This is a genomic window from Paraburkholderia sp. (assembly GCF_004298475.1).
In the GTDB taxonomy this organism is placed as follows: Bacteria; Pseudomonadota; Gammaproteobacteria; order Burkholderiales; family Burkholderiaceae; genus Paraburkholderia; species Paraburkholderia denitrificans.
In genome coordinates this window covers 263,805-287,788 of the sequence record NZ_SCRP01000002.1, presented here as the reverse complement: position 1 = coordinate 287,788, position 23,984 = coordinate 263,805, and the positions used below count along the sequence as shown (strand labels likewise).

Sequence of the window (23,984 nt, the reverse complement as noted above, 5' to 3'; positions counted from 1 at the left end):
CAGCGTAAGACACTGAAATGCCATGAAAAAAGCGGCAAATCGCAGATAAACGGGCGCAAACTGACCGATATCGCAGAAGGGGCGTGAACGATTCAGCGTGCATCGCAACAATTTCCCATATTATAAAATCACATCTCGCAATTCGAAAATTTTGTTGCGCGAGATCGATGGGGGTCATTACAATCGCCTGGAAGCTGCTGCGGCTGGCCCCGGCTCGTCCCGAAGCTGCCGCCCGCATGGCCCGATCAACAGCGTTCCCCAGATCAGGAGACGAGCATGTCCGCTGTACCCGACGAAGTCCTGAAGTACGTAGCCGCCGAGAAGGACGAAGATCCCCAGGAAACCGCCGAATGGCTGGAGGCACTGGACGGCGTCATTTCGGCTGTCGGCCCCGACCGCGCCCACTATCTGATCGAAAAGCAGATCGAATTCGCCCGCGTGCATGGCGAACATCTGCCGTTCTCGGCGAACACGCCGTACATCAACACCATTCCGGTCGCCAACCAGGCCAAGAACCCCGGCGACCAGGACATCGAACACCGCATCCGCTCGTACACCCGCTGGAACGCCATGGCAATGGTGCTGCGCGCGGGCAAGCACACGAACGTCGGCGGCCACATCGCTTCGTTCGCCTCGGCTGCGACGCTCTACGACGTCGGCTACAACCACTTCTGGCGCGCGCCGTCGCCCGAGCATGGCGGCGACCTCGTTTTCGTGCAGGGCCATTCGTCGCCGGGTGTCTACTCGCGCGCGTTCCTGCTCGGCCGCCTGAGCGAGAAGCAGCTCGACAACTTCCGCCAGGAAGTGGGCGGCGAGGGCATCTCGTCGTATCCGCATCCGTGGCTGATGCCGGACTTCTGGCAGTTCCCGACCGTCTCGATGGGCCTCGGCCCCATCATGGCGATCTATCAGGCACGCTTCATGAAGTACCTGCATTCGCGCGGCATCGCGAAGACCGAGGGCCGCAAGGTCTGGGCCTTCCTCGGCGACGGCGAAACGGACGAACCGGAATCGCTCGGCGCAATCGGCATGGCCGGCCGCGAGCGGCTCGACAACCTCGTGTTCGTCATCAACTGCAACCTGCAGCGTCTCGACGGCCCGGTGCGCGGCAACGGCAAGATCATCCAGGAGCTCGAAAGCGAGTTCCGCGGCGCCGGCTGGAATGTCATCAAGGTCATCTGGGGCAGCCGCTGGGATGCGCTCTTCGCGCGCGACAAATCGGGCGCGCTGATGCGCCGCATGATGGAAGTCGTCGACGGCGAATACCAGACGTACAAGTCGGAATCGGGCGCTTACGTGCGCGAGCACTTCTTCAACTCGCCCGAGCTGAAGGCGCTCGTCGCGGACTGGTCCGACGACGACATCTGGAACCTGAACCGCGGCGGCCACGACCCGCACAAGATCTACGCCGCGTTCCAGCAGGCGAGCAACGCCAAGGGCCAGCCGACCGTCATCCTCGCGAAGACGATCAAGGGCTACGGCATGGGCGAAGCCGGTCAGGCAATGAACATCACCCACCAGCAAAAGAAGATGCAGGTGGATCAGCTCAAGAAGTTCCGCGACCAGTTCCGTCTGCCGATCACGGACGAGCAGATCGTCGACGTGCCGTACCTCACGTTCGAGGAAGGCTCGAAGGAACTCGAGTACATGCGCCAGCGCCGCCAGGAACTCGGCGGCTACCTGCCCGCGCGCCGCCGCAAGGCGCAATCGCTGCCGGTGCCGGCGCTCGAAGCGTTCGAGCCGCTGCTCAAGGGCACGGGCGAAGGCCGCGAGATTTCCACGACGATGGCGTTCGTGCGGATCCTGAACATCCTGCTGAAGGACAAGACCCTCGGCAAGCGCGTCGTGCCGATCGTGCCCGACGAGTCGCGTACGTTCGGCATGGAAGGTCTGTTCCGCCAGATCGGCATCTGGAATCAGGAAGGCCAGAAGTACGTGCCGGAAGATTCCGACCAGCTGATGTTCTACAAGGAATCGCAGACCGGCCAGATCCTGCAGGAAGGCATCAACGAAGCGGGCGGCATGGCGGACTGGATCGCAGCGGCGACGTCGTACTCGACGCACGGCGAGATCATGGTGCCGTTCTACGCCTTCTATTCGATGTTCGGCTTCCAGCGCATCGGCGATCTGGCGTGGGCCGCGGGCGACATGCGTTCGCGCGGCTTCCTGATGGGCGGCACGGCTGGCCGCACGACCCTCAACGGCGAAGGCCTGCAGCACGAAGACGGCCACTCGCTCATGTGGGCCGCGTCGGTGCCGAACTGCGTGAGCTACGATCCGACGTTCAGCTACGAAGTCGCGGTCATCATGCAAGACGGTCTGCGCCGCATGATCCAGGAACAGGAAGACGTGTTCTATTACGTCACCCTGATGAACGAGAACTACGAGCACCCGGCGATGCCGCAGGGCGAGCACGTGGCGGCCGACATCATCAAGGGCATGTACTCGTTCCGCAAGGGCGCGGAAAGCGCCACGGCGCCGCGCGTGCAGCTGATGGGCGCGGGCACGATCTTCAACGAAGTGATCGCCGCCGCCGACCTGCTGAAGAACGACTGGGGCGTCGAAGCCGACCTCTGGAGCGTGCCGAGCTTCACGCAACTCGCGCGCGAAGGCCATGAAGTGGAGCGCTGGAATCTGCTGCATCCGGCCGAGCCGCGTCGCGAATCGCACGTCGAGAAGCTGCTCAAGGACACGCAAGGTCCTGTGATCGCATCGACCGACTATGTGCGTGCGCTCGTCGACCAGATCCGCGGCCTCGTTCCGCGCAAGTTCACGGTGCTCGGCACCGACGGTTTCGGCCGCTCGGACACGCGCGCCAAGCTGCGTCATTTCTTCGAAATCGATCGTTACTGGACGACGGTTGCGGCGCTCAACGCGCTCGCGGACGAAGGCAAGATCGAGCGCAAGGTCGTCGCTGACGCTCTTGCGAAGTACAACCTCGATCCGTCCAAACCCAACCCGATGACCGTCTAACGCATCACCCCCTGTGCGTCGCATGTGCGCTGCGCCCGCCCAAAGCGGGCGCGGCGCGCATGCAGCCCCGGAGACACAACAATGAGTCAAGCGATCGAAGTAAAAGTGCCGGACATCGGCGATTACAAGAACATTCCTGTGATCGAGGTGCTGGTCAAGGCGGGCGATACCGTCGAAAAAGAGCAATCGCTCGTCACGCTGGAGTCGGACAAGGCCACCATGGACGTGCCGAGCCCCGCGTCGGGCACGGTGAAGGAAGTGAAGCTCAAGGTGGGCGACAACGTGTCCGAAGGCACGCTCGTGCTCCTGCTGGACGGCGCTGCCGTTGCCACACCCGCTGCGCCTGCTGCTGCACCCGCTGCCGCAGAGAAGACCGTTGCGAGCGCACCGGCTGCGGCAAGCGCGCCGCAGGCGGCTCCCGCTGCCGCAGGCGGCGGCGTGCAGTCGGTGAAGGTCCCCGATATCGGCGACTACAAGAATGTGCCCGTCATCGAAATCGCCGTGAAGATCGGCGAGCGCGTCGAGAAGGAGCAGTCGCTCGTCACGCTCGAATCGGACAAGGCGACCATGGACGTGCCGAGCCCGGCGGCCGGCGTCGTCAAGGCCATCCTGGTCAAGGTCGGCGACACGGTTTCCGAAGGCACCGAAATCTTCGTGATCGAGGCCGAAGGTGCAGCCGCGAGCACTGCCGCGCCTGCGCCGAAGCACCCGGTCGAAGTGCCGTCGGACGCACCGGCGCCCGCAGCGGCACAACCCGCGCCCGCCGCCCCGTCGGCGCTCGCGCAGGCGCCGATCATGCCGGCAGGCGACGGCACGCGCCGTTCGAGCCATGCATCGCCGTCCGTGCGCAAGTTCTCGCGCGAACTGGGCGTCGACGTTGCCCGCGTCGCGGGCACGGGCCCGAAGGGCCGCATCACCCAGGATGACATCACCGCATTTGTGAAGGGCGTGATGACGGGTGCGCTGGCAGCGCCCGCTGGCGCGGCTGCGCCGGCCGGCGGCACGGGCGGAGAACTGAATCTGCTGCCGTGGCCGAAGATCGATTTCACGAAGTTCGGCCCGGTCGATCCGAAGCCGCTCTCGCGCATCAAGAAGATCTCGGGCGCGAACCTGCATCGCAACTGGGTCATGATTCCGCACGTCACGAACAACGACGAAGCGGACATCACCGACCTCGAAGCGTTGCGCGTGCAACTGAACAAGGAAAACGAGAAGGCGGGCGTGAAGTTCACGATGCTCGCGTTCGTCATCAAGGCCTGTGTCGCGGCACTGAAGAAGTTCCCGACCTTCAACGCCAGCCTCGACGGCGACAATCTCGTCTTCAAGCAGTACTACCACGTGGGCTTCGCCGCCGACACGCCGAACGGCCTCGTCGTTCCGGTGATCCGCGACGCGGACAAGAAGGGACTCGTCGACATCGCGAAGGAAATGACCGAGCTGTCGAAGCTCGCGCGCGAAGGCAAGCTTAAGCCTGAACAGATGCAGGGCGGCTGCTTCTCGATTTCGTCGCTCGGCGGTATCGGCGGCACGACCTTCACGCCGATCATCAACGCGCCGGAAGTCGCGATCCTCGGGTTGTCGCGCAGCCAGATGAAGCCGGTCTGGGACGGCGAGATGTTCGTGCCGCGTCTCACGCTGCCGCTGTCGCTCTCGTACGACCACCGCGTGATCGACGGGGCCGAAGCGGCGCGCTTCAATGCGTATCTCGCTTCGATTCTCGGCGATTTCCGCCGCGTCATTCTCTGATCGGCAACCGCCGCCGCGCGGCGGCGTCCGATCGCTCCACAGCAACCTTATTGCATGGGACCGGAGTCGGCGCGTTCGCGCGGGCTCCGGTTGACAAGGGGACACCATGAGTCTCGTCGAAGTGAAAGTGCCGGACATCGGTGACTTCAAGGAGGTCGATGTCATCGAGGTCAACATCAAGGCCGGCGACGTCATCGAAAAAGAACAGGCGCTGCTCGCGCTCGAATCCGACAAGGCCACGATGGAAGTGCCGAGCGATGTTGCGGGCACCGTCAAGGAAGTGAAGCTCAAGCCGGGCGACAAGGTTGCGCAGGGCACCGTGATCGCGCTGGTCGAAGTGTCGGCGGCTGCCGCCGCACCGGCAAGCGCACCGGCGCCGAAGGCCGAAGCGCCCAAGGCCGCGGCACCGGCGCCGACGGCTGCAGCGCCCGCGCCGCAGGCCGGCAGCTATAGCGGCGCCGTCGATATCGAATGCGACATGCTCGTGCTGGGCGCAGGCCCCGGCGGCTACTCGGCTGCGTTCCGCTCGGCCGATCTCGGCATGAAGACCGTGCTCGTCGAGCGTTATTCGACGCTCGGCGGCGTGTGCCTGAACGTCGGCTGCATTCCGTCGAAAGCGCTGCTGCACACGGCGCTGGTTGTCGAGGAGGCCGAAGCACTGGCCGCGCACGGCATCACGTTCGGCAAGCCGCAAGTCGATCTCGACAAGCTCCGCGACTTCAAGTCGAGCGTGGTCAAGAAGCTCACGGGCGGTCTCGCCGGCATCGCGAAGGCGCGTAAGGTCGAGGTCGTGACCGGCGTCGGCACCTTCGTCGATCCGCATCACATGGAAGTGGTGGGCGAGGGCGGCAAGAAGGTCGTGAAGTTCGCCCAGGCGATCATCGCCGCCGGTTCGCAGGCTGTGAACCTGCCGTTCATGCCTGAAGATCCGCGTGTGGTCGATTCGACCGGCGCGCTCGAACTGCGCCAGATTCCGCAGAAAATGCTGGTGATCGGCGGCGGCATTATCGGCCTCGAAATGGCGACGGTCTATTCGACGCTCGGCGCGCAGATCGATGTCGTGGAAATGCTCGACGGCCTGATGGCCGGCGCGGACCGCGATCTCGTGAAGGTCTGGGAGAAGTACAACGCGAAGCGCTTTGCGAACGTCATGCTCAAGACGAAGACGACGAAGGCCGAAGCGAAGGAAGACGGCATTTACGTCACGTTCGAAGGCGAGCAGGCGCCCGCTGGCGGCGCGCAGCGCTACGATCTCGTGCTGGTCGCCGTGGGCCGTTCGCCCAATGGCAAGAAGATCGGCGCGGACAAGGCCGGTGTTGCGGTGACCGACCGTGGCTTCATCGACGTCGACAAGCAGATGCGCACCAACGTGCCGCACATCTTCGCGATCGGCGACGTGATCGGCCAGCCGATGCTCGCGCACAAGGCCGTGCATGAAGGCCACGTGGCGGCCGAGGCGGCGCACGGCGAGAAGGCGTACTTCGACGCGCTGCAGATTCCTTCGGTGGCCTATACCGATCCGGAAGTGGCGTGGGCCGGCAAGACCGAAGACCAGTGCAAGGCCGAGGGCATCAAGTACGGCAAGGCGGTGTTCCCGTGGGCCGCGTCGGGCCGCGCAATCGCCAACGGCCGCGACGAAGGCTTTACGAAGCTGATCTTCGACGAAGAGACGCATCGCGTGATCGGCGGCGGCATCGTCGGCCTGAACGCGGGCGACCTCATCAGCGAGGTCTGTCTCGCGGTCGAGATGGGTGCCGACGCAACCGATATCGGCAGGACGATTCACCCGCACCCGACGCTCGGCGAATCGATCAGCATGGCCGCCGAACTGTACGAAGGCGTTTGCACGGACTTGCCGCCGCAAAAGAAGAAGTAAGCGACCTGAAGCGCAGTTTTCGGTTCTGCCCGGTTCTGCCAAATAGAAACGGCGCACCCCGCGAGGGGTGCGCCGTTTTTTCATGGATTCAGCGGTACAGGCCGGAGCGTAAAAAATTCCCGGTCAGGGCAGACCGGGCAAGCGGCACACCGTTCGGGCGTGCCGGAGCGTCAATTCCAGCGAAATGGGAGCGTTACGTCGCTTGTGCTCCCGCGTACCTTCCGCGCCAGGCGCCAGCGAGGTGCCTGGTTGGCGTCTGGTGCGAGGCGCCAGCTATCAGGCAGGCTTCTTGGCCGCACCGGCGGCAGCCGAACGCGAAGCTTGTGCAGCAGCCTTGCTTGCTGCAGCCGTGGCGGCGTTGAAGTTGCTTTCGGCCATTTCGACCGCTTGCTTCGTGGCCTTCTGAACCGTTTCGTACGTCGTGTTCGCGGCGTTGATCGCCGACTTGATCACGGCGACGGCCGTTTCCGAACCGGCCGGTGCGTTCTTCGCGACGTTGTCGACGAGCGACTGCACCTTGCGGCTCTGCTCTTCATAGTGAGCTTCGGCGACCTTCGCGAATTCGGCTTGCGTGGCCGATGCGATCTCATACACGTGACGGCCGTACGAGAGCAGCTTCTCGGTCAGCGGCTGGGCGTAGCTCGTTTGCAGGGCGAGCAGCTCCTGCGCGTCTTTCGCCGACAGCGCGCGTTGTGCGTGCTCTTGCGATTCCGCGAGATTCGAGCGGACAGCCTGAAGATTCAATTCGACGAGTTTTTCCACGCCCTCGAACGCCTTGCCGGTCAAACCGAAGAGGGTTTCGAGATTGGCCTTCTGGGCGGCGACGAATTGCTCAGGGGTCAGCAGACTCATGTTTACGCTCCTGGATGGGTGACGGGCCGTCTGATGCGGTCCGTGTAAGTAAATGGCAAGACTTCGGGGACTCTGCCGCGCACTTTGTGCGTCGCAACATTGACAATGATTTTAGGATGGTATGACAGGAAGTCAAGGATTATTTGTGCGTCGCACAATGTAAATACTCTGCTATTAAACAACTACTTATGCGGCGTGATTAGGACCGTATCGCTGCGCTTCGCGAGACGCGGGCGGTAATCCTGTTGCTTGCTCAAGGCAAAGGCGCGCTGCATCTGGCAAGATGCACTTGCTCTATCCGATACACATGTCAGAATTACTACGGGCAGATACGGAATTGCACGAGTTGCGTCCACCTAAATTCGAGATGGAACGTTAAAGAGCCATCGCAGTCGAATGCGCACTGTGGACGCGTTCGTTCCCCGGTATTTTCCCCAGCATCAAGTTTGGCCCTGCTCGTGCCGTAAACGTCATGCAGACGAATGCGGTGCCGTGTCGGAGGGGTGGGCCGCACACTTCGATTGCTGGTTTCCATCGGATAGCTGGAGCCTGTCGACTGCTTCAATCGGAGGTCATACTTCGGTTTAATGAGCGCCGGTAAGTGCTTCAATTTGCGAATTTTTCGTAGCTTTACTACACTTGGCGAAAGTCCCGCCGCTCCATTCAGAACACCAATGAAATCCGACAAACCCCTGTCGTTCAGACTGATGCACGGTGCGTTGCTCAGCACCGCGCTGTCGGTGGCTGTATCCGTCGCCATCAGCGCGACGATCGCCGCGCCCGTGAACGCCTTCGCTGCAACGCAAGATGCAGCACCGGCCAACACGACGAAGGCTAAAAAGGCGAAAAAGGCCACTCGCAAGGTCACGAAGGCGGTGCCCGCCGAGGCCTCGCAGACCCCGGCGAAAGCCGCGCCGGCATCGGCGAAGGTCGCGCAGGCCCCGGCGAAAGCCACGCGCACTGCCGCGGCCGCCGAGCACGATGCACGCCCTGCCGTGAAGAAACGGCGCGTGAGCTACCGGGCGAACGGCCGCCACCACACGGCGGTGCGCCGCGTCGCGTTCGAGCCGCGCAACAGCCAGGCATTCGGCCTGCACGAATCGGGCGACGCGCTGATGCTGCGCTCGGGCGTCGCCTACGTGGTCGACCAGAACACGCTTGAGCCGCTCTTCGACAAGAATTCGCATTCCGTCGTGCCGATCGCCTCGATTTCGAAGCTGATGACCGCGATGGTCGTGCTCGACTCGAAGGAACCGCTCACCGAGCAGATCGAAGTGACCGACCAGGATCGCGACTTCGAGAAGAACACGGGTTCGCGCCTCTCGGTGGGCTCGGTGCTCTCGCGCGAGGACATGCTGCACATCGCGCTGATGGCGTCGGAGAACCGCGCTGCGGCTGCGCTCTCGCGCTACTATCCGGGCGGCCGCCCGGCGTTTGTCGCGGCGATGAACGCGAAGGCGAAGCAGCTCGGCATGACCGATACGCACTTCGAGAATTCGACCGGCCTGTCCAGCCAGAACGTGTCGAGCGGGCGCGATCTCGCGAAGATGGTCAACGCGGCGTATCAATATCCGCTGATCCGCAAGTTCTCGACGGACCACAGCTATGAAGTGTTCACGGGCAAGCGCAACATCGCCTACAACAGCACGAACGCGCTGATCCGCAGTGCCAATTCGTCGTGGGACATCGGCCTGCAGAAGACCGGGTTCATCAACGAAGCGGGCGAGTGCCTCGTCATGCAGGCGACGATTCACAACCGTCCGGTGATCATGGTGCTGCTCGATTCGAGCGGCAAATACTCGCGCTTTGCCGACGCAGTGCGCGTGCGTACATGGCTCGACAATGGCGGCGCCGATCAGCAGCCGCACATCACGAGCGCGGACGCGAGCGGCGCGGGAACCTGAGCGTAGAAAACGTCCGCCAAAGCGAAACGCCCCGCAAATTTTGCGGGGCGTTCTTATTTGTCCAGCCGTAATTCGTGCAAGGCGGCGGAAGGCCGTGCAAAGCCGCGCTTACGCGGACTGCGGGCTGCCTTCGGCGGGCTCGGGGCGGTAGCCGAGCGATTCGGAAATGACGAGCGCGGTCTTGCTGAGCTGGCCGAGCCACGAGTCCTGCAGGCGGTCGGCGGGCGCCGACAGCGAGAGCCCCGCGACCAGCTTGCCGGTATCGTCGTAGATGCCGGCTGCGATGCAGCGCACGCCCAGTTCCAGCTCCTCGTTGTCGCGCGCGCATGACTGCTGGCGCACGTACGCGAGTTCGCGCTCGAGGCGGCTCAGGTCGGTGATGCTGTTGCGCGTGTGGCCCGAGAGGCCGGTGCGCGTGGCGTAGGCGCGCACGCGGTTCGCTTCGTCTGCGGCGAGAAAGAGCTTGCCGACCGAAGTGAGATGCAGCGGCGCGCGCCCGCCGATTGCCCGCACCACCTGCATGCCCGAGCGCTCCGAGTACGCGCGCTCGATATAGACGATCTCGTCGCCCTGCCGCACCGACAGGTTGACCGTCTGGCCGGTGAGGCGATGCAGTTCGCGCATGGGCATGAGGGCGGCGTCGCGTACCGACAGACGTGCCTTTACGAGGTTGCCGAGTTCGAGCAGGCGCATGCCGAGCCGATAGGTGCCGGGGTCGGAACGGTCGACGAGCCGGCAGCTCACCATGTCGTTGAGGATGCGGTGCGCGGTGGACGGATGGAGTTCCGTGCGCTTCGCGAGCTCCTTGAGGCTGACCGGGTCGCTGTGCGAGGCGAGCGCGTCGAGCAGGCGCATCATCCGCTCGATTACCTGAATGGAGGTCTTCTGATCGGGTGTGTTGCCACTTTCGCTCATAGTTCGTATTCGGTAGTCGCGTGAAGCGGAGAGGGCATTGTATATCGTATTGTGAAAAAAGACAGCGTCTGTCCGACATACGTGCAGCAACGCATCGCCCCGGCCTCTGGAAATGACGCGTTGGTCACGTGCGCGAAACGTCGGATAATCGGGGACGGTTTAACGGAGGAGCTTCCATGCGAGTCGGTTTATTCGTCACCTGTCTGATCGACACGATGCGTCCCGAGATCGGGTTTTCGGCGCTCAAGCTCCTGGAGCAGGCCGGCTGCGAAGTGATTGTGCCGCCTGCCCAGACGTGCTGCGGACAGCCCGCGTACAACTCCGGCGAGCGCGCGCTCGCGCGCAATCTCGCGGAGAAAACGCTGCGCGAATTCGAGCCGTTCGACTACGTGGTGGTGCCGTCGGGTTCATGCGGCGGCATGATCCGCGTGCATTACGGCGACCTGTTTCGCGACGACCCCGAACTCATGGGCCGCTACGGCAAGCTGCGCGAGCGGGTCTACGAACTGACCGATTTCCTCGTCAACGTCGTGAAGGTGTCGCTGCCTGCGGGCGAATTCGCCGGGCCGGTCACCTATCACGATTGCTGCTCGGGCCTGCGCGAACTCGGCGTGAAGGAACAGCCGCGCGCGCTGCTCGCGCAACGCGGCGTCGAAGTGCGCGAGATGACGGGTTGCGAGCACTGCTGCGGCTTTGGCGGCACGTTCGCGGTGAAGTACGGGGCGATCTCGACCGCCATCGCCGACGAAAAGTGCGCGAACGTGCAAGCGAGCGGCACGGGCGCGGTGGTGCTCGGCGACCTCGGCTGCATGCTCAACATCGAAGGGCGCTTGCGCCGCACCGGCGACAGCGCGACGCGCGTGCTGCACGTCGCCCAGGTGCTGGCGGGCGACGCCTGACGCGCCGCCCATCGCTTCCGTCCCGCTCATTTGCCAGGCTTATTTACCAGGCTCATTTACCAGGCTCATTTACCAGGTTTAACTGCCAGGATCCCGGCCCATGCAAGTCCAGTCGATGCACTTCAAGGCGCGCGCCGGTCAGAAGCTCGCTGACCAGCGTCTCCAGCAGAACCTCACCAAGCTCTCGACGAAGTTCGTCTCGGCGCGCGCGCAGGCGATCACCGCCATCGACTTTCAGGCGACGCGCACGGCGCTCAAGGCGAGCCGCAATCGTGCACTCGACAATCTCGACGTCTGGCTGGAACAGTTCGAGACCGAAGCGACGCGCCGCGGCGTCACGGTGCTCTATGCCGAGACGGCGCGCGATGCGGCGAAGCTCGTCGCCGATATCGCGCGCAAGCACAACGTGCGCAAGGTCATCAAGACGAAGTCGATGGTGTCCGAGGAGATGCGGCTGAACACGGTGCTCGAAGAGATGGGCGTCCAGTCGGTCGAGACCGATCTCGGCGAGTACATCCTCCAGATCAACGGCAACGAGCCGCCGAGCCACATCATTGCGCCCGTCGTCCACAAGGACAAGGACGAGATCGCCGATCTCTTCGCGAAGACGCACCACAAGCCGCGCTTGACCGAAATCCCCGACATGACGCGCGAGGCGCGCGAGATGCTGCGCCCGCACTTCCTCTCGGCGGACATGGGCGTGACGGGCGGCAACTTTCTCATCGCGCAGACGGGCTCCGTCGCGCTGGTCACGAACGAGGGCAACGAGGGCATGTGCACGGTGATGCCGCGCGTGCACGTCGCGGTGACCGGGATCGAAAAAGTGCTGCCGACGCTCGAGGATCTGGCGACGGCCATGCGTCTGTTGCCGCGCTCGGCAACCGGGCAGGCGATCTCGAACTATTTTTCCTTGCTGACCGGGCCGCGTGGCACGGACGACCAGGACGGGCCCGAGCACATGTACGTCGTGCTCGTCGACGGCGGCCGCACCGGGCTGATCGGCGGGGAGTTCCAGGAGATGCTGCGCTGCATCCGCTGCGGCGCGTGCATGAATCACTGCCCGGTCTATCAGAAGGTGGGCGGGCACGCTTACGGCTGGGTCTATCCGGGGCCGATGGGCTCGGTGCTGACGCCGAGCTACGTCGGCGTCGACAAGGCGCTCGATCTGCCTCAGGCCGCCACGCTTTGCGGCGAGTGCAACAGCGTCTGCCCGGTCGGGATTCCCATCTCCGACCTGCTGCGCAAGCTGCGCGAGAAACAGGTGGAGCGGCACCTGCGGCCGTGGCGCGAACGCGCGGCGCTGGCGCTCTGGGGCTGGCTGGCGCTGCATCCGCGGGCGTATGCGCTCTTGACGAAGCTTGGCGTGCGCGTGCTGGAGCGCATGGGCGGGCAGGCGCGGCTGATCCGCAAGCTGCCGTTCGCGCAAGGCTGGACCGATGGCCGCGATATGCCGGCGCCGGTCGGGCGGACGTTCCGCGAGCTGTACGCTGCACGGCACACCCATCTCGACACGACCGGCCGTCGATCGAACGCGAGCTGAGCCGGCGTGCTCAGGCTTCCCGCGCGCACTGTTTATCGGGAGGAAACAGTGTGTTCGACGCGAACCGGTTTTTCGTGATTGTGGAAATCTATACCATTTCGGCTGGCGATAGTGCGTCCTGCGCTGATCGCCCAGCCGGGAGAGATCCGCATCATGAGAAAGAAAATATCGGCGTACTGGCCACTGGCCGTCATCGTGCCGTTCGCGGCAATCGCATGGATTCACGCATGGCAAGCGGCCCAACAGCAGACGCCGCTCGCCGTGGAGCAACTGAGCGCCGAGCTTTCGCGCGCCGTGTCGTATGGCTACGTCAGCAGCGATGGGGCCGAATCGATCGCAGTCGTGCGCACCGGCGCGGCGTTGCGGCCGTAGCCCTCGGATCGAGTGTCCGTCTTCTTTGTATAATCGTCGGCTGACCTCGATTTGGCTTCGAGTTGACGTTATTGGCACTGCCCTTCGATACGATGAAAAAGGTTTCCGTTTGCTTCGTTTGCCTCGGCAACATCTGCCGCTCGCCCACCGCTGAGGCCGTGATGCGGCATCTGGTCGAGGAGGCGGGGCTCACGGAGCGCATCGACGTCGATTCGGCGGGCACCGGAGACTGGCACATCGGCGAGGCGCCCGACGCACGCGCCCAGCGCGCCGGAGGCCGGCGCGGCTACGATCTGGCGCCGCTGCGCGCCCGTCAGATAGAAGCGGACGATTTCCTGCGTTTCGATTTCGTCCTAGCGATGGACGACGCGAATCTGAGCGCGCTGGAGGACGTGTGTCCTGCACAGGCGCGCGAAAAGGTCCGTCTGCTGATGGAATTTGCGCCGCAGCTTAATGCGCGCGTGGTCGCGGATCCCTATTTTGGTGGCGATGCGGGCTTCGAAACGGTGCTCGACCAGTGCGAAACGGCCTGTGCGGGCCTCCTGGCCGCGCTGCGCACCCGGCTCGCCGACTAGCGCCGGCCCGCCATGACAGAGAAATCCCCCATAGCACGATTTGCGCCGTTTTGGGCTATTAACTGCATGGCGAATAACCCAAATGGCGGTGCGGATACTTGACTAATTTGCTCATGTATTTATACTTGACCAAAATTGTCAGGCATCGCGGTTTTCCCACATCATGAGACTCACCACTAAAGGCCGTTTCGCCGTCACGGCGATGATTGACCTGGCGCTGCGCCAGGAGCAGGGCCCGGTGACGCTCGCCGGCATCAGCCAGCGGCAGCACATTTCACTGTCCTACCTCGAGCAGCTTTTCGGCAAACTGCGCCGGCACGAGATCGTCGAATCGGTCCGCGGGCCGGGCGGCGGCTACAATCTCGCGCGTCGTGCGGAGGATGTCACGGTCGCGGACATCATCATTGCCGTCGACGAGCCGCTCGACGCCACCCAGTGCGGCGGCAAGGGCTCGTGCGAGGGCACCAAGGCGCACGACGGCCACTGCATGACGCACGAACTGTGGTCGACGCTGAACCAGAAGATGGTCGAGTACCTCGATTCGGTGTCGCTCAAGGATCTCGTCGACAAGCAACGCTCCCGCGAAGGTGTCGCGCCGGCTGTGCTGCGCGACCGCCGCACGGATGCTCCGGCGGTCGAGCCGCTGCGCGCCATGCCTCTCGGGCCGAACTCGATATTCAACATGGCCGGCTCCTGAAGCGTGACGACGGCTGGCGCAATATACAAAAGCAGCACACAGATTCCCCGGAGCAATTGATGAATAACGACATTCCCCACCTGCCCATTTACATGGACTACAGCGCGACGACGCCCGTCGATCCGCGCGTGGTGGACAAGATGATCCCGTATTTGCGCGAGCAGTTCGGCAATCCGGCTTCGCGCAGCCATGCTTATGGCTGGGCCGCGGAGCGTGCGGTCGAGGAAGCGCGCGAACAGGTCGCCGCGCTCGTGAACGCCGATCCGCGTGAAATCATCTGGACGTCCGGTGCAACCGAGTCGGATAACCTCGCACTCAAGGGCGCCGCGCACTTCTACAAGAGCAAGGGCAAGCACATCATCACGGTGAAGACCGAGCACAAGGCCGTGCTCGACACCTGCCGCGAACTCGAACGCGAAGGCTACGACCTCACGTATCTGAGCGTGCTCGACAACGGCCTGATCGACCTCGAAGCGTTCAAGGCCGCGCTGCGCCCCGACACGATCCTCGTTTCCGTCATGCACGTGAACAACGAGATCGGCGTGATCCAGGACATCGAGACGATCGGCGAGATCTGCCGCGAGAAGGGCATTATTTTCCACGTCGACGCCGCGCAATCGACGGGCAAGGCACCCATCGACCTGCAAAAGCTCAAGGTCGACCTGATGTCGTTCTCGGCGCACAAGACTTACGGCCCGAAGGGCATCGGCGCGCTGTACGTGCGCCGCAAGCCGCGCGTGCGCATCGAAGCGCAGATGCACGGCGGCGGCCACGAGCGCGGCATGCGCTCGGGCACGCTCGCCACGCACCAGATCGTCGGCATGGGCGAAGCGTTCCGTATCGCGCGTGAAGAAATGGCGACGGAAAACGAGCGCGTGCGCATGCTGCGCGACAAGCTGCTGCGCGGCCTGCAGGCAATCGAAGAAACCTACGTGAACGGCGACATGGAACGGCGTGTCCCGCACAACCTGAACATCAGCTTTAATTTCGTCGAAGGCGAGTCGCTGATCATGGCGGTGAAGGACGTGGCGGTGTCGTCGGGCTCGGCGTGCACGTCGGCGTCGCTGGAACCGTCGTATGTGCTGCGCGCGCTCGGCCGCAACGATGAACTGGCTCACAGTTCGATTCGTTTCACCGTGGGCCGCTTCACGACCGAAGCGGATGTCGATTACGTGATCAACCTGCTGAAGACGAAGATCGCCAAGCTGCGCGAACTCTCGCCGTTGTGGGAGATGCATCAGGACGGTATCGATCTGTCGAAAATCCAGTGGGCCGCGCACTGAGCGCGCGGACGTAATCAGACAAGGCCGCAGCGCAACGGCGATAAAACGCGTGCAGCGCGGCCGACGAATTGAAGGAGTGTGATCATGGCATATAGCGAAAAGGTTCTGGACCACTACGAAAACCCGCGTAACGTCGGCTCGTTCGCGAAGGACGACGACACAGTGGGCACCGGCATGGTCGGCGCACCGGCCTGCGGCGACGTGATGAAGCTGCAGATTCGCGTGGGCGCGGACGGCGTGATCGAGGATGCGAAGTTCAAGACCTACGGCTGCGGCTCGGCGATTGCATCCAGCTCGCTCGTGACCGAGTGGGTCAAGGGCAAGACGCTCGATCAGGCGCTCGCGATCAAGAACACGCACATCGCGGAAGAACTCGCGTTGCCGCCGGTCAAGATCCACTGCTCGATTCTCGCGGAAGATGCGATCAAGGCAGCGGTCGCCGACTATCGCCAGCGCCACACGGAGCAGGCGGACGCGAGCGCGGCCTGAGACCGCGCTTCACGCAGAACAGGCATCAGGAGTGCAGCGGACGGCAGTCGATCCGCTGCGACGCTAACGACTTTGAATGCATGCAAGGGTTGCGCTACGGCTTGACGGGACGGCTGATCCGGACCACACGGCTCGAGGGCGCTGCAAGAACGCTATGGCAATTACGTTGACGGAAAAGGCAGCACAGCAGGTGGAAAGGTACCTGGTGCGGCGTGGCAAGGGCGTGGGCCTGCGCCTTGGCGTGCGCACGACGGGCTGTTCGGGTCTTGCGTACAAGCTCGAGTACGTGGATGATCTGGCACCCGAAGACAGCGTGTTCGAGTGCCATGGCGTAAGGGTCATCGTCGATCCGAAAAGTCTTGCGTACATCGACGGCACGGAGCTCGACTTCGTGCGCGACGGGCTCAACGAAGGGTTCAAATTCAACAATCCGAACGTGAAGGACGAGTGCGGCTGCGGCGAGTCCTTCCGTATTTGAGCCCGCCCGATGCGGGAAAAAGGCGGCACAGGCCGCCTTTTTGACTTTTAATGGCATGCGCGCGGCGCATGCCGACGAAGCCCCGCCGGGGCGGCACTTTTCGATTACCTCGCGATGACCTCGCTTTCTTCGCTCTCCGATAGCCATTTCGTTCTGTTCGGCCTGCCCGAGCAGTTCACGATCGACGCGGCCACGCTCGATCACGCCTACCGCACCGTGCAGGCGCAGGTGCACCCCGACCGCTTCGCCGCGGCCGGCGATGCGCAAAAGCGCATCGCGATGCAGTGGGCCACGCGCACGAACGAGGCGTACCAGACGCTGCGCGACCCGCTCAAGCGCGCGAAGTATCTGCTGCATCTGCGCGGCATCGACGTCGGCATCGAGAGCAACACGGCGATGGAGCCCGCGTTCCTCATGCAGCAGATGGAGTGGCGCGAAGCGATCGAGGACGCGTACCGCGCGAAGAACGTCGATGCGCTCGATGCGCTCGCAGCCGAACTGCGCGACGACGAGCGCGTGCGCATCGCGAAGCTCGTGGCGCTGCTCGACAGCGGCGCGAATCAGCCGGCGGCGGAAGCGGTGCGCCAGCTGATGTTCATCGAGCGCGTGCTGCATGAGATCGACGTGCAGATCGAGCGACTCGAAGGTTGAATACGCAGGGGCCGGCTGACGGGGCTAGTGCGGCAGGCAGGAAGTAAAACACGGATTAGAAGGGCCGCGAGGCCAGCAAAAGATCACACAGATGGCATTACTTCAAATCTCCGAACCCGGCATGGCGCCGGCGCCGCATCAACGGCGACTCGCGGTCGGCATCGACCTCGGCACGACGAACTCGCTGGTCGCCGCGGTGCGCAGCGGCGTGCCCGACGTGCTGCCCGACGAGGCAGGCCACGTGCTGCTGCCCTCCGTGGTCCGCTATCTCGCGAACGGCGGCCGCCGCATCGGCCGCACGGCGAAGGCGGAAGCCGCGAGCGATCCGCGCAACACGATCGTCTCGGTCAAGCGTTTCATGGGCCGCGGCAAGGCCGATGTCGAAGGGGCCGTGAACGCGCCGTATGAATTCGTCGATGCGCCGGGCATGGTGCAGATCCAGACCGTCGACGGCGTGAAGAGCCCCGTCGAAGTCTCGGCGGAAATCCTCGCGACGCTGCGCCAGCGCGCCGAAGACACGCTCGGCGACGACCTCGTGGGCGCGGTCATCACGGTGCCCGCGTATTTCGACGAGGCGCAGCGCCAGGCGACGAAAGACGCCGCGCGTCTTGCAGGACTGAACGTCCTGCGCCTCCTGAACGAACCGACGGCGGCGGCGATTGCCTACGGCCTCGACAACGGCGCGGAAGGCCTCTACGCGGTCTACGATCTCGGCGGCGGCACGTTCGACCTGTCGATCCTCAAGCTCACGAAGGGCGTCTTCGAAGTGCTCGCGGCGGGCGGCGATTCGGCTCTCGGCGGCGACGACTTCGATCAGGCGCTGTTCGCTTACGTGCTGGAGCAGGCCGGCATCGACGCGGCCACGCTCGCGCCCGAAGACGTGCGCTTCATGCTCGATCGCGCGCGTGACGCCAAGGAAGCGCTCTCGTCGGCGTCCGAGGCACGCATCGACGTCACACTGTCGAGCGGCAGGCAGATCACGCTAACGATCGACGAGCCGCGCTTCGAAGCGCTCACGCAAACGCTCGTGCAACGCACGCTCACGCCGACGCGAAAGGCGCTGCGCGACGCGAAGGTCACGCCGAAGGACGTGAAGGGCGTGGTGCTGGTGGGCGGCGCGACGCGCATGCCGGTGATCCGCCGCGCGGTCGAGCGGTTCTTCGGCCAGCCGCCGCTCACGAATCTCGACCCCGACCAGGTCGTTGCGCTCGGCGCGGCGATTCAGGCCGACCTGCTCGCGGGCAACCGCGGGCGCGAAGAAGACTGGCTGCTGCTCGACGTGATCCCGCTGTCGCTCGGCGTGGAGACGATGGGCGGCCTCGTCGAGAAGATCATCCCGCGCAACTCGACCATTCCGGTCGCGCGTGGCCAGGACTTCACGACGTTCAAGGACGGCCAGACGGCGATGGCGATTCACGTCGTCCAGGGCGAGCGCGAGCTGGTTGCCGACTGCCGCTCGCTCGCACGCTTCGAGCTGCGCGGCATTCCGCCGATGGCCGCGGGCGCGGCGCGCATCCGCGTGACCTATCAGGTCGATGCGGACGGCCTGCTTTCGGTGTTCGCGCGCGAGCAGCATTCGGGCGTGGAGGCGTCGGTGGTGGTGAAGCCGTCCTATGGCCTCGCCGACGACGACATCGCGAGGATGCTCGAAGACAGCTTCAAGACCGCTGAAGTCGACATGCGCGCGCGTGCGCTGCGCGAGGCGCAGGTGGAAGCCGAACGCATCATCGAGGCGACCGTGGCGGCGCTCGCCACCGACGGCGAACTGCTCGACGCCGACGAGCGCCAGCAGCTCGACGCCCTGATCGATGCGTTGCGCACGATCGCGCAGGGCGAGGATACGAACGCGATCGAGGCCGCGACGAAGGCGCTGTCCGAAGGCACCGACGATTTCGCCGCGCGCCGCATGAACAAGGGCATCAAGCGGGCGCTGGCGGGCAAGCGGCTCGACGAAATCGGCTGAATGCCGTTGAAATAAGGCCTGTTAAGTACGCCCGTGAAGTACGCCCGTGAAGCGCGAGCAGATCGGGCATGAATGAAACATGAGTGAAGCGGCGCGTGCGTGCTTTCCCGATGTGGAAAAACGCAGCGCGCCAGTAGAATGGACGCAGGCCGCCGTCTGAGACGGGGCACAGCGCCCGGTACCAACGCTATTGGAAACGGAATTCACAATGCCTCAAATCGTGGTGCTGCCCCATGCCGAACTGTGCCCGGAGGGCGCGGTAATCGAGGCGAAAGCGGGCGAGAGCGTGTGCAGCACGCTGCTCGAACATGGGATCGAGATCGAGCATGCGTGCGAGCAGTCTTGCGCGTGCACGACCTGTCACGTGATCGTGCGCGAAGGCTTCAACACACTCGAACCGTCCGACGACGCCGAGGACGACTTGCTCGACAAGGCATGGGGTCTCGAACCGACTTCGCGTTTGTCGTGTCAGACCATCGTGCCGGAAGAAGGCGACCTGGTGATCGAGATTCCGCGTTACTCGATCAATCATGCGAAGGAAAACCACTGAGACAAAAGAGGAGCGGGCAGCCATGAAATGGACCGATACGCAGGATATCGCGATGGCATTGACGGACACGCACCCGGAAGTCGATCCGCAGTATGTGCGCTTCACCGACCTGCACCGCTGGATCATGGAGCTAACAGGCTTCGATGACGATCCGGAGCGCTCGAACGAAAAGATCCTGGAGGCGATTCAGGCTGCCTGGATCGAAGACGCGGACTACTGAGACTTCCTCTGGGTTTTCCCGGCTTCAGGAAGTGAGAAAGGCGATTCGCCCCACGGGCGAATCGCCTTTTTTCTTTGCAGCGGCGTCAGGACAAACTGGCGTCAGCCCGCGACCAGCGTGCCGTGCGAGATGCGCACGTGCTCGCCTTGCTGGAACGGCGGCGGCTGCCGGTAGCTGAAGTAGCGCGTCTTGCCGCTGTCCATGTGCACGCGCACCGAATAGCTCGTGGTGCTCCGCAGGTGCTTTTCGATTGCGTTGCCGCCCACGCCGCCGCCGAGTGCGCCGAGCAGCGTCATCGCCACGCGGCCGTTGCCAGAGCCGAACTGGTTGCCGACCACGCCGCCTGCCACTGCGCCGCCCACCGCGCCGATGCCGGTGCCGTGGCCTTCATGCTTGACCGCGGAAATGGCTTCGACCGTGCCGCACGACTCGCACGGCGCGTGGGCTTGCCGCCCTTGCTGCCCGTACTGCTGTTGCATCGGTTGTTGCGTCGGCTGCTGTGTCGGCTGCTGTGTCGGCTGCAGCTGCTGCTGCATCGGCTGCTGCGTCGGCTGCTGCGTCGGCTGCTGTGTCGGCTGCGGCTGCTGTGCGTATTGAGCGGGCGGTGCACCCGTCGTGGCCGTCGCCTGGCCGGTAGCAGGCGCGCCGTTCTGCGCGATCTGCGCGCCTTGGACCTTCGGCGCAGGCTGCGTCGAATCGATCACCGACGGCGACGCCATCATGGCCGTCTGGCCGGTTTGCGTCTGATCGGTTTGTCCGGTGTTGCTGGACGCCTTCGGGAAGACGCCGGTAATGGCTGCGGTGGCCGCGAGGCTCGCCACGATGACGGCGGCTGCTGCCGTCGCGATCAGCGGGTTCAATCGGCGCTTGGGGATGAGGTTCGGATCGGTCTGGTTCATAACAGGCTCCGTCTATCGCAGAGTTGCTGCGTATAAACGCCAGTGTGAGCCAGATCGAATCAGGGCGCGTTTCAATTTGTAACGCATGCCCTCGGCCGGCATGACTCACCGACGCACCGGAAGCTGCCGCAGCGCATGCCTGCTTGCTCTACCGATTCAAGCGCCGTACCGGGCAGGGGACGGACCCTGGTAGCTTTTACCGATGGTTACAAACGATCGGGGCGCATGCGGCCTGAACCGCATGCGCCCCGATGGCGTTCTGGCGAACTGCGCCTGGTAGCTTAGTCGGCGCAGTCGGCTTGGTGCAGTCGGCTTAGTCTTCGCGGCGCAGGTGCGGGAAGAGAATGACGTCGCGGATGCTCGGGCTGTCCGTGAGCAGCATCACGAGGCGGTCGATGCCGATGCCGCAGCCGCCCGTCGGGGGCATGCCGTACTCGAGCGCACGGATGTAGTCGGCGTCGTAGTACATGGCTTCCTCGTCGCCTGCGTCCTTCTGCTCGACCTGCTTCTTGAAGCGCGCGGCCTGGTCTTCCGGGTCGTTGAGTTCCGAGAAGCCGTTTGCGATTTCGCGGCCCGTGATGAAGAGCTCGAAGCGTTCGGTGATGCCCGCCTGCGTGTCCGATGCGCGCGCGAGCGGCGACACTTCCACCGGGTAGTCGATGATATAGGTCGGCTCCCACAGTTGCGACTCGGCCGTCTCTTCGAACAGCGCAAGCTGCAGCGAGCCGACACCGGCGTTCAGGAACGCGGGCTGGTTTGCATCGACGCCGAACTTCTTCAGTTCGGTGCGCAGGAAGGCGGCGTCGGCGAGTTGCGCGTCGGTGTACTGCGGCGCGTACTTCTGGATCGCCTGCGTGATCGTCAGGCGGTGGAACGGCTTCGACAGATCGAGTTCGCGGCCCTGATAGGTCACGACGGCGCTGCCGAGCGCGTCGATCGCGGCCTGGCGGATCAGCGCTTCGGTGAAGTCCATGAGCCACGTGTAGTCCGTGTACGCGGCGTAGAACTCCATCATCGTGAATTCCGGATTGTGACGCGGCGACACGCCTTCGTTACGGAAATTCCGGTTGATCTCGAAGACGCGCTCGAAGCCGCCGACAACGAGGCGCTTCAGATAAAGCTCGGGCGCGATGCGCATGAACATCTGCATGTCGAGCGCATTGTGATGCGTGACGAACGGCTTGGCTGCCGCGCCGCCCGGGATCGGGTGCAGCATCGGCGTTTCGACTTCCATGAAGTCGGCGTCGGCCATGAAGCGGCGCACCGACGAAATGGCCTTCGTGCGCGCAACGAACGTCTTGCGCGATTCGGGCGTGACGATCAGGTCGACGTAGCGCTGGCGATAGCGCATCTCCTGATCGGCGAGGCCGTGGAACTTGTCCGGAAGCGGACGCAACGCCTTCGCGAGCAGACGCAGTTCGGTGCAGCGCACCGACAGCTCGCCCTTGTTCGTGCGGAACAGCACGCCGCGCGCGGCGACGATGTCGCCCAGGTCCCACTTCTTGAACGCTTCGTAAGTCGCTTCGCCGACATCGGCGGGCGTGACGAAGAACTGGATCTGGCCCGAGCCGTCGCGCACCGTGGCGAAGCTCGCCTTGCCCATCACGCGCTTGAGCATCATGCGGCCCGCGATCGAGACTTCCAGCGCCTGTGCTTCGAGTGCGTCCTTGTCGGTGTCGGCGTGTTCGCGCTGCAGGTCGGCGGCGCGGTGTTCCGGACGGAAGTCGTTGGGGTAGGCGACACCGGCCTCGCGCAGCGCGCGCAGCTTTTCGCGGCGCTCGGCGATGATCTGGTTGTCGTCCAGTTCGGGCGCGGGGCTGGCTGCGGTCGGCTGGGTCGGTTCGGTCATGATGGCTTCGGTTCGGTGATTCGGATTCGATGGTCCGCGCAAGGCGTGCCGTGCTGCACGGATTGCGCCGTCGCGGCCAGGAAAGCCGCGACGGCGCGTTAGACGCCCGCTTAGACGCCCTGTTTCAGGCTCGCGCTGATGAAATCGTCGAGATCGCCGTCGAGCACGGCCTTGGTGTTGCTGATTTCGACGTTGGTGCGCAGGTCTTTGATGCGGCTGTTGTCGAGCACGTAGGAGCGGATCTGGTGACCCCAGCCCACGTCCGATTTGCCCGCTTCGAGCTTGTCCTGCTCCGCCTGGCGCTTGCGAATCTCGGCTTCGTAGAGGCGCGACTTGAGCATTGCCATGGCTTCCGCGCGGTTGCGGTGCTGCGAGCGGTCGTTCTGGCACTGCACGACGATCCCCGAGGGCATGTGCGTGATACGCACGGCGGAGTCGGTCTTGTTGATGTGCTGACCGCCCGCGCCGGACGCGCGGAACGTGTCGATGCGCAGATCGGCCGGGTTGACGTCGATCTCGAACGACTCGTCGACCTCGGGGTAGACGAACACCGACGAGAACGACGTATGGCGTCCGCCCGACGAATCGAACGGCGACTTGCGCACGAGGCGGTGAATGCCGGTTTCGGTGCGCAGGAAGCCGTAGGCGTATTCGCCTTCGACCTTGATGGTCGCGCTCTTGATGCCCGCGACGTCGCCTTCGGACTCTTCGAGCACTTCGGTCTTGAAGCCCTTGCGCTCGCAGTAGCGCAGGTACTGGCGCAGCAGCATCGAAGCCCAGTCGCAGGCTTCGGTGCCGCCCGCGCCGGCCTGGATGTCGATGAATGCGTTATTGGGGTCGGCCGGGTTCGCGAACATGCGGCGGAACTCGACGTCGGCGACGCGCTTCTCGATCGCTGCCGCGTCGGCTTCGCAGGCGGCGAGCGTGGCTTCGTCGCCTTCCTCGCGCGCCATGTCGAAGAGATCCTGGGTGTCGCGCACGTCGTTCTCGATGCCCGCGAGCGCCAGCACCACGTTCTCGAGCAGCTTCTTTTCCTTGCCGAGCGACTGTGCGTGCTTCGCGTCGTTCCAGACGTCGGGGTCTTCGAGTTCGCGGTTGACTTCGACTAGACGCGTGGACTTGGCATCGTAGTCAAAGATACCCCCGTAGCTCGCCTGCGCGCGTGCGCAGGTCCGCCAAAGAGGCTTCGATCGCGTTAAGACGTTCCGCTTCCATTTGTGTCGTAATCCGGGGCGTAAAACACGCAATTATAG

At 64.1% G+C, this 23,984-nt stretch carries 21 protein-coding genes; 16 read left to right on the top strand and 5 right to left on the bottom strand.

The window, feature by feature from the left end:
- Window positions 1-276: 276 nt before the first annotated feature.
- From aceE to lpdA, 3 genes are all read left to right on the top strand, one after another.
- A complete protein-coding gene (gene aceE, locus EPN59_RS01425; protein ID WP_293042315.1) occupies window positions 277-2,973 on the top strand; it encodes a pyruvate dehydrogenase (acetyl-transferring), homodimeric type in 2,697 nt (898 codons plus the stop codon).
- 81 nt (window positions 2,974-3,054) lie between these two features.
- Window positions 3,055-4,719: a dihydrolipoyllysine-residue acetyltransferase gene (aceF, locus tag EPN59_RS01420; RefSeq protein WP_293042318.1), complete on the top strand. Its 1,665-nt coding sequence runs from the start codon at window positions 3,055-3,057 to the stop codon at window positions 4,717-4,719.
- A 106-nt stretch (window positions 4,720-4,825) separates the two neighbouring features.
- Window positions 4,826-6,595, top strand: a complete 1,770-nt coding sequence (gene lpdA, locus EPN59_RS01415) for a dihydrolipoyl dehydrogenase (protein WP_293045383.1) — start codon at window positions 4,826-4,828, stop codon at window positions 6,593-6,595.
- A gap of 276 nt (window positions 6,596-6,871) precedes the next feature.
- On the opposite strand, the gene EPN59_RS01410 is transcribed toward lpdA, so the two are convergent.
- A complete protein-coding gene (locus tag EPN59_RS01410; RefSeq protein WP_293042324.1) occupies window positions 6,872-7,447 on the bottom strand; it encodes a phasin family protein in 576 nt (191 codons plus the stop codon).
- Window positions 7,448-8,121: 674 nt separating this feature from the next.
- On the opposite strand from EPN59_RS01410, the gene pbpG reads away from it, so the two are divergent.
- Entirely contained in the window at window positions 8,122-9,351 is a 1,230-nt protein-coding gene (gene pbpG / locus EPN59_RS01405) for a D-alanyl-D-alanine endopeptidase (RefSeq protein WP_293042326.1), read from the top strand.
- 108 nt (window positions 9,352-9,459) lie between these two features.
- Here pbpG and EPN59_RS01400 read toward each other — a convergent pair whose 3' ends face one another.
- The gene (locus EPN59_RS01400; protein WP_293042329.1) at window positions 9,460-10,266 is read right to left on the bottom strand and encodes an IclR family transcriptional regulator; all 807 of its coding nucleotides are present in this window, start codon (window positions 10,264-10,266) and stop codon (window positions 9,460-9,462) included.
- Between the two features lie 176 nt (window positions 10,267-10,442).
- On the opposite strand from EPN59_RS01400, the gene EPN59_RS01395 reads away from it, so the two are divergent.
- The 12 genes from EPN59_RS01395 to iscX all read left to right on the top strand — a co-directional run bounded on the left by EPN59_RS01395 (window position 10,443) and on the right by iscX (window position 19,983).
- Entirely contained in the window at window positions 10,443-11,165 is a 723-nt protein-coding gene (locus EPN59_RS01395) for a (Fe-S)-binding protein (RefSeq protein ID WP_293042332.1), read from the top strand.
- A 100-nt stretch (window positions 11,166-11,265) separates the two neighbouring features.
- Window positions 11,266-12,705 carry a lactate utilization protein B gene (locus EPN59_RS01390; protein ID WP_293042334.1) on the top strand — a complete coding sequence of 480 codons (1,440 nt, stop codon included), beginning with the start codon at window positions 11,266-11,268 and terminating at the stop codon, window positions 12,703-12,705.
- Between the two features lie 153 nt (window positions 12,706-12,858).
- Window positions 12,859-13,077, top strand: coding sequence for a hypothetical protein (locus tag EPN59_RS01385; RefSeq protein ID WP_293042336.1), 219 nt, complete (start codon window positions 12,859-12,861; stop codon window positions 13,075-13,077).
- A 92-nt stretch (window positions 13,078-13,169) separates the two neighbouring features.
- The gene (locus EPN59_RS01380; RefSeq protein ID WP_293042338.1) at window positions 13,170-13,652 is read left to right on the top strand and encodes a low molecular weight protein-tyrosine-phosphatase; all 483 of its coding nucleotides are present in this window, start codon (window positions 13,170-13,172) and stop codon (window positions 13,650-13,652) included.
- Window positions 13,653-13,815: 163 nt separating this feature from the next.
- Complete coding sequence (iscR, locus tag EPN59_RS01375) at window positions 13,816-14,349, top strand: Fe-S cluster assembly transcriptional regulator IscR (protein WP_293042341.1); 534 nt, start codon at window positions 13,816-13,818, stop codon at window positions 14,347-14,349.
- A 59-nt stretch (window positions 14,350-14,408) separates the two neighbouring features.
- Window positions 14,409-15,632, top strand: a complete 1,224-nt coding sequence (locus tag EPN59_RS01370; RefSeq protein ID WP_293042344.1) for an IscS subfamily cysteine desulfurase — start codon at window positions 14,409-14,411, stop codon at window positions 15,630-15,632.
- 84 nt (window positions 15,633-15,716) lie between these two features.
- A complete protein-coding gene (gene iscU / locus EPN59_RS01365; protein ID WP_293042347.1) occupies window positions 15,717-16,121 on the top strand; it encodes a Fe-S cluster assembly scaffold IscU in 405 nt (134 codons plus the stop codon).
- Between the two features lie 154 nt (window positions 16,122-16,275).
- A complete protein-coding gene (gene iscA, locus EPN59_RS01360; protein WP_293042350.1) occupies window positions 16,276-16,599 on the top strand; it encodes an iron-sulfur cluster assembly protein IscA in 324 nt (107 codons plus the stop codon).
- 114 nt (window positions 16,600-16,713) lie between these two features.
- Complete coding sequence (gene hscB, locus EPN59_RS01355) at window positions 16,714-17,250, top strand: Fe-S protein assembly co-chaperone HscB (protein ID WP_293042353.1); 537 nt, start codon at window positions 16,714-16,716, stop codon at window positions 17,248-17,250.
- Window positions 17,251-17,341: 91 nt separating this feature from the next.
- Window positions 17,342-19,213, top strand: coding sequence for a Fe-S protein assembly chaperone HscA (gene hscA / locus EPN59_RS01350; protein WP_293042356.1), 1,872 nt, complete (start codon window positions 17,342-17,344; stop codon window positions 19,211-19,213).
- 208 nt (window positions 19,214-19,421) lie between these two features.
- On the top strand, window positions 19,422-19,763 hold the full coding sequence (gene fdx, locus EPN59_RS01345; RefSeq protein WP_293042359.1) for an ISC system 2Fe-2S type ferredoxin: 342 nt from the start codon (window positions 19,422-19,424) through the stop codon (window positions 19,761-19,763).
- 22 nt (window positions 19,764-19,785) lie between these two features.
- A complete protein-coding gene (gene iscX / locus EPN59_RS01340; RefSeq protein WP_293042362.1) occupies window positions 19,786-19,983 on the top strand; it encodes a Fe-S cluster assembly protein IscX in 198 nt (65 codons plus the stop codon).
- Window positions 19,984-20,084: 101 nt separating this feature from the next.
- On the opposite strand, the gene EPN59_RS01335 is transcribed toward iscX, so the two are convergent.
- The 3 genes from EPN59_RS01335 to prfB form a co-directional block, all read right to left on the bottom strand.
- Entirely contained in the window at window positions 20,085-20,882 is a 798-nt protein-coding gene (locus EPN59_RS01335; RefSeq protein ID WP_293042364.1) for a glycine zipper 2TM domain-containing protein, read from the bottom strand.
- A gap of 313 nt (window positions 20,883-21,195) precedes the next feature.
- Entirely contained in the window at window positions 21,196-22,731 is a 1,536-nt protein-coding gene (gene lysS, locus EPN59_RS01330; protein WP_293042367.1) for a lysine--tRNA ligase, read from the bottom strand.
- 110 nt (window positions 22,732-22,841) lie between these two features.
- Window positions 22,842-23,946 (bottom strand): peptide chain release factor 2 gene (prfB, locus tag EPN59_RS01325; protein ID WP_293042369.1). Its coding sequence is split into 2 segments (ribosomal slippage): window positions 22,842-23,864 and window positions 23,866-23,946, totalling 1,104 coding nucleotides; the frame shifts between segments, so codons are not numbered across the junction.
- Window positions 23,947-23,984 lie beyond the last annotated feature (38 nt).

Bases quoted from the DNA above. Each gene is read 5' to 3' on its own strand.
- hscA (WP_293042356.1), top strand. From the start codon at position 17,342: ATGGCATTACTTCAAATCTCCGAACCCGGCATGGCGCCGGCGCCGCAT.
- EPN59_RS01385 (WP_293042336.1), top strand. From the start codon at position 12,859: ATGAGAAAGAAAATATCGGCGTACTGGCCACTGGCCGTCATCGTGCCG.
- lysS (WP_293042367.1), bottom strand. From the start codon at position 22,731: ATGACCGAACCGACCCAGCCGACCGCAGCCAGCCCCGCGCCCGAACTG.
- EPN59_RS01380 (WP_293042338.1), top strand. From the start codon at position 13,170: ATGAAAAAGGTTTCCGTTTGCTTCGTTTGCCTCGGCAACATCTGCCGC.
- EPN59_RS01400 (WP_293042329.1), bottom strand. From the start codon at position 10,266: ATGAGCGAAAGTGGCAACACACCCGATCAGAAGACCTCCATTCAGGTA.
- aceF (WP_293042318.1), top strand. From the start codon at position 3,055: ATGAGTCAAGCGATCGAAGTAAAAGTGCCGGACATCGGCGATTACAAG.
- iscX (WP_293042362.1), top strand. From the start codon at position 19,786: ATGAAATGGACCGATACGCAGGATATCGCGATGGCATTGACGGACACG.
- iscA (WP_293042350.1), top strand. From the start codon at position 16,276: ATGGCAATTACGTTGACGGAAAAGGCAGCACAGCAGGTGGAAAGGTAC.
- aceE (WP_293042315.1), top strand. From the start codon at position 277: ATGTCCGCTGTACCCGACGAAGTCCTGAAGTACGTAGCCGCCGAGAAG.
- EPN59_RS01390 (WP_293042334.1), top strand. From the start codon at position 11,266: ATGCAAGTCCAGTCGATGCACTTCAAGGCGCGCGCCGGTCAGAAGCTC.
- EPN59_RS01410 (WP_293042324.1), bottom strand. From the start codon at position 7,447: ATGAGTCTGCTGACCCCTGAGCAATTCGTCGCCGCCCAGAAGGCCAAT.
- pbpG (WP_293042326.1), top strand. From the start codon at position 8,122: ATGAAATCCGACAAACCCCTGTCGTTCAGACTGATGCACGGTGCGTTG.
- iscR (WP_293042341.1), top strand. From the start codon at position 13,816: ATGAGACTCACCACTAAAGGCCGTTTCGCCGTCACGGCGATGATTGAC.
- EPN59_RS01370 (WP_293042344.1), top strand. From the start codon at position 14,409: ATGAATAACGACATTCCCCACCTGCCCATTTACATGGACTACAGCGCG.
- lpdA (WP_293045383.1), top strand. From the start codon at position 4,826: ATGAGTCTCGTCGAAGTGAAAGTGCCGGACATCGGTGACTTCAAGGAG.
- hscB (WP_293042353.1), top strand. From the start codon at position 16,714: ATGACCTCGCTTTCTTCGCTCTCCGATAGCCATTTCGTTCTGTTCGGC.
- EPN59_RS01395 (WP_293042332.1), top strand. From the start codon at position 10,443: ATGCGAGTCGGTTTATTCGTCACCTGTCTGATCGACACGATGCGTCCC.
- EPN59_RS01335 (WP_293042364.1), bottom strand. From the start codon at position 20,882: ATGAACCAGACCGATCCGAACCTCATCCCCAAGCGCCGATTGAACCCG.
- fdx (WP_293042359.1), top strand. From the start codon at position 19,422: ATGCCTCAAATCGTGGTGCTGCCCCATGCCGAACTGTGCCCGGAGGGC.
- iscU (WP_293042347.1), top strand. From the start codon at position 15,717: ATGGCATATAGCGAAAAGGTTCTGGACCACTACGAAAACCCGCGTAAC.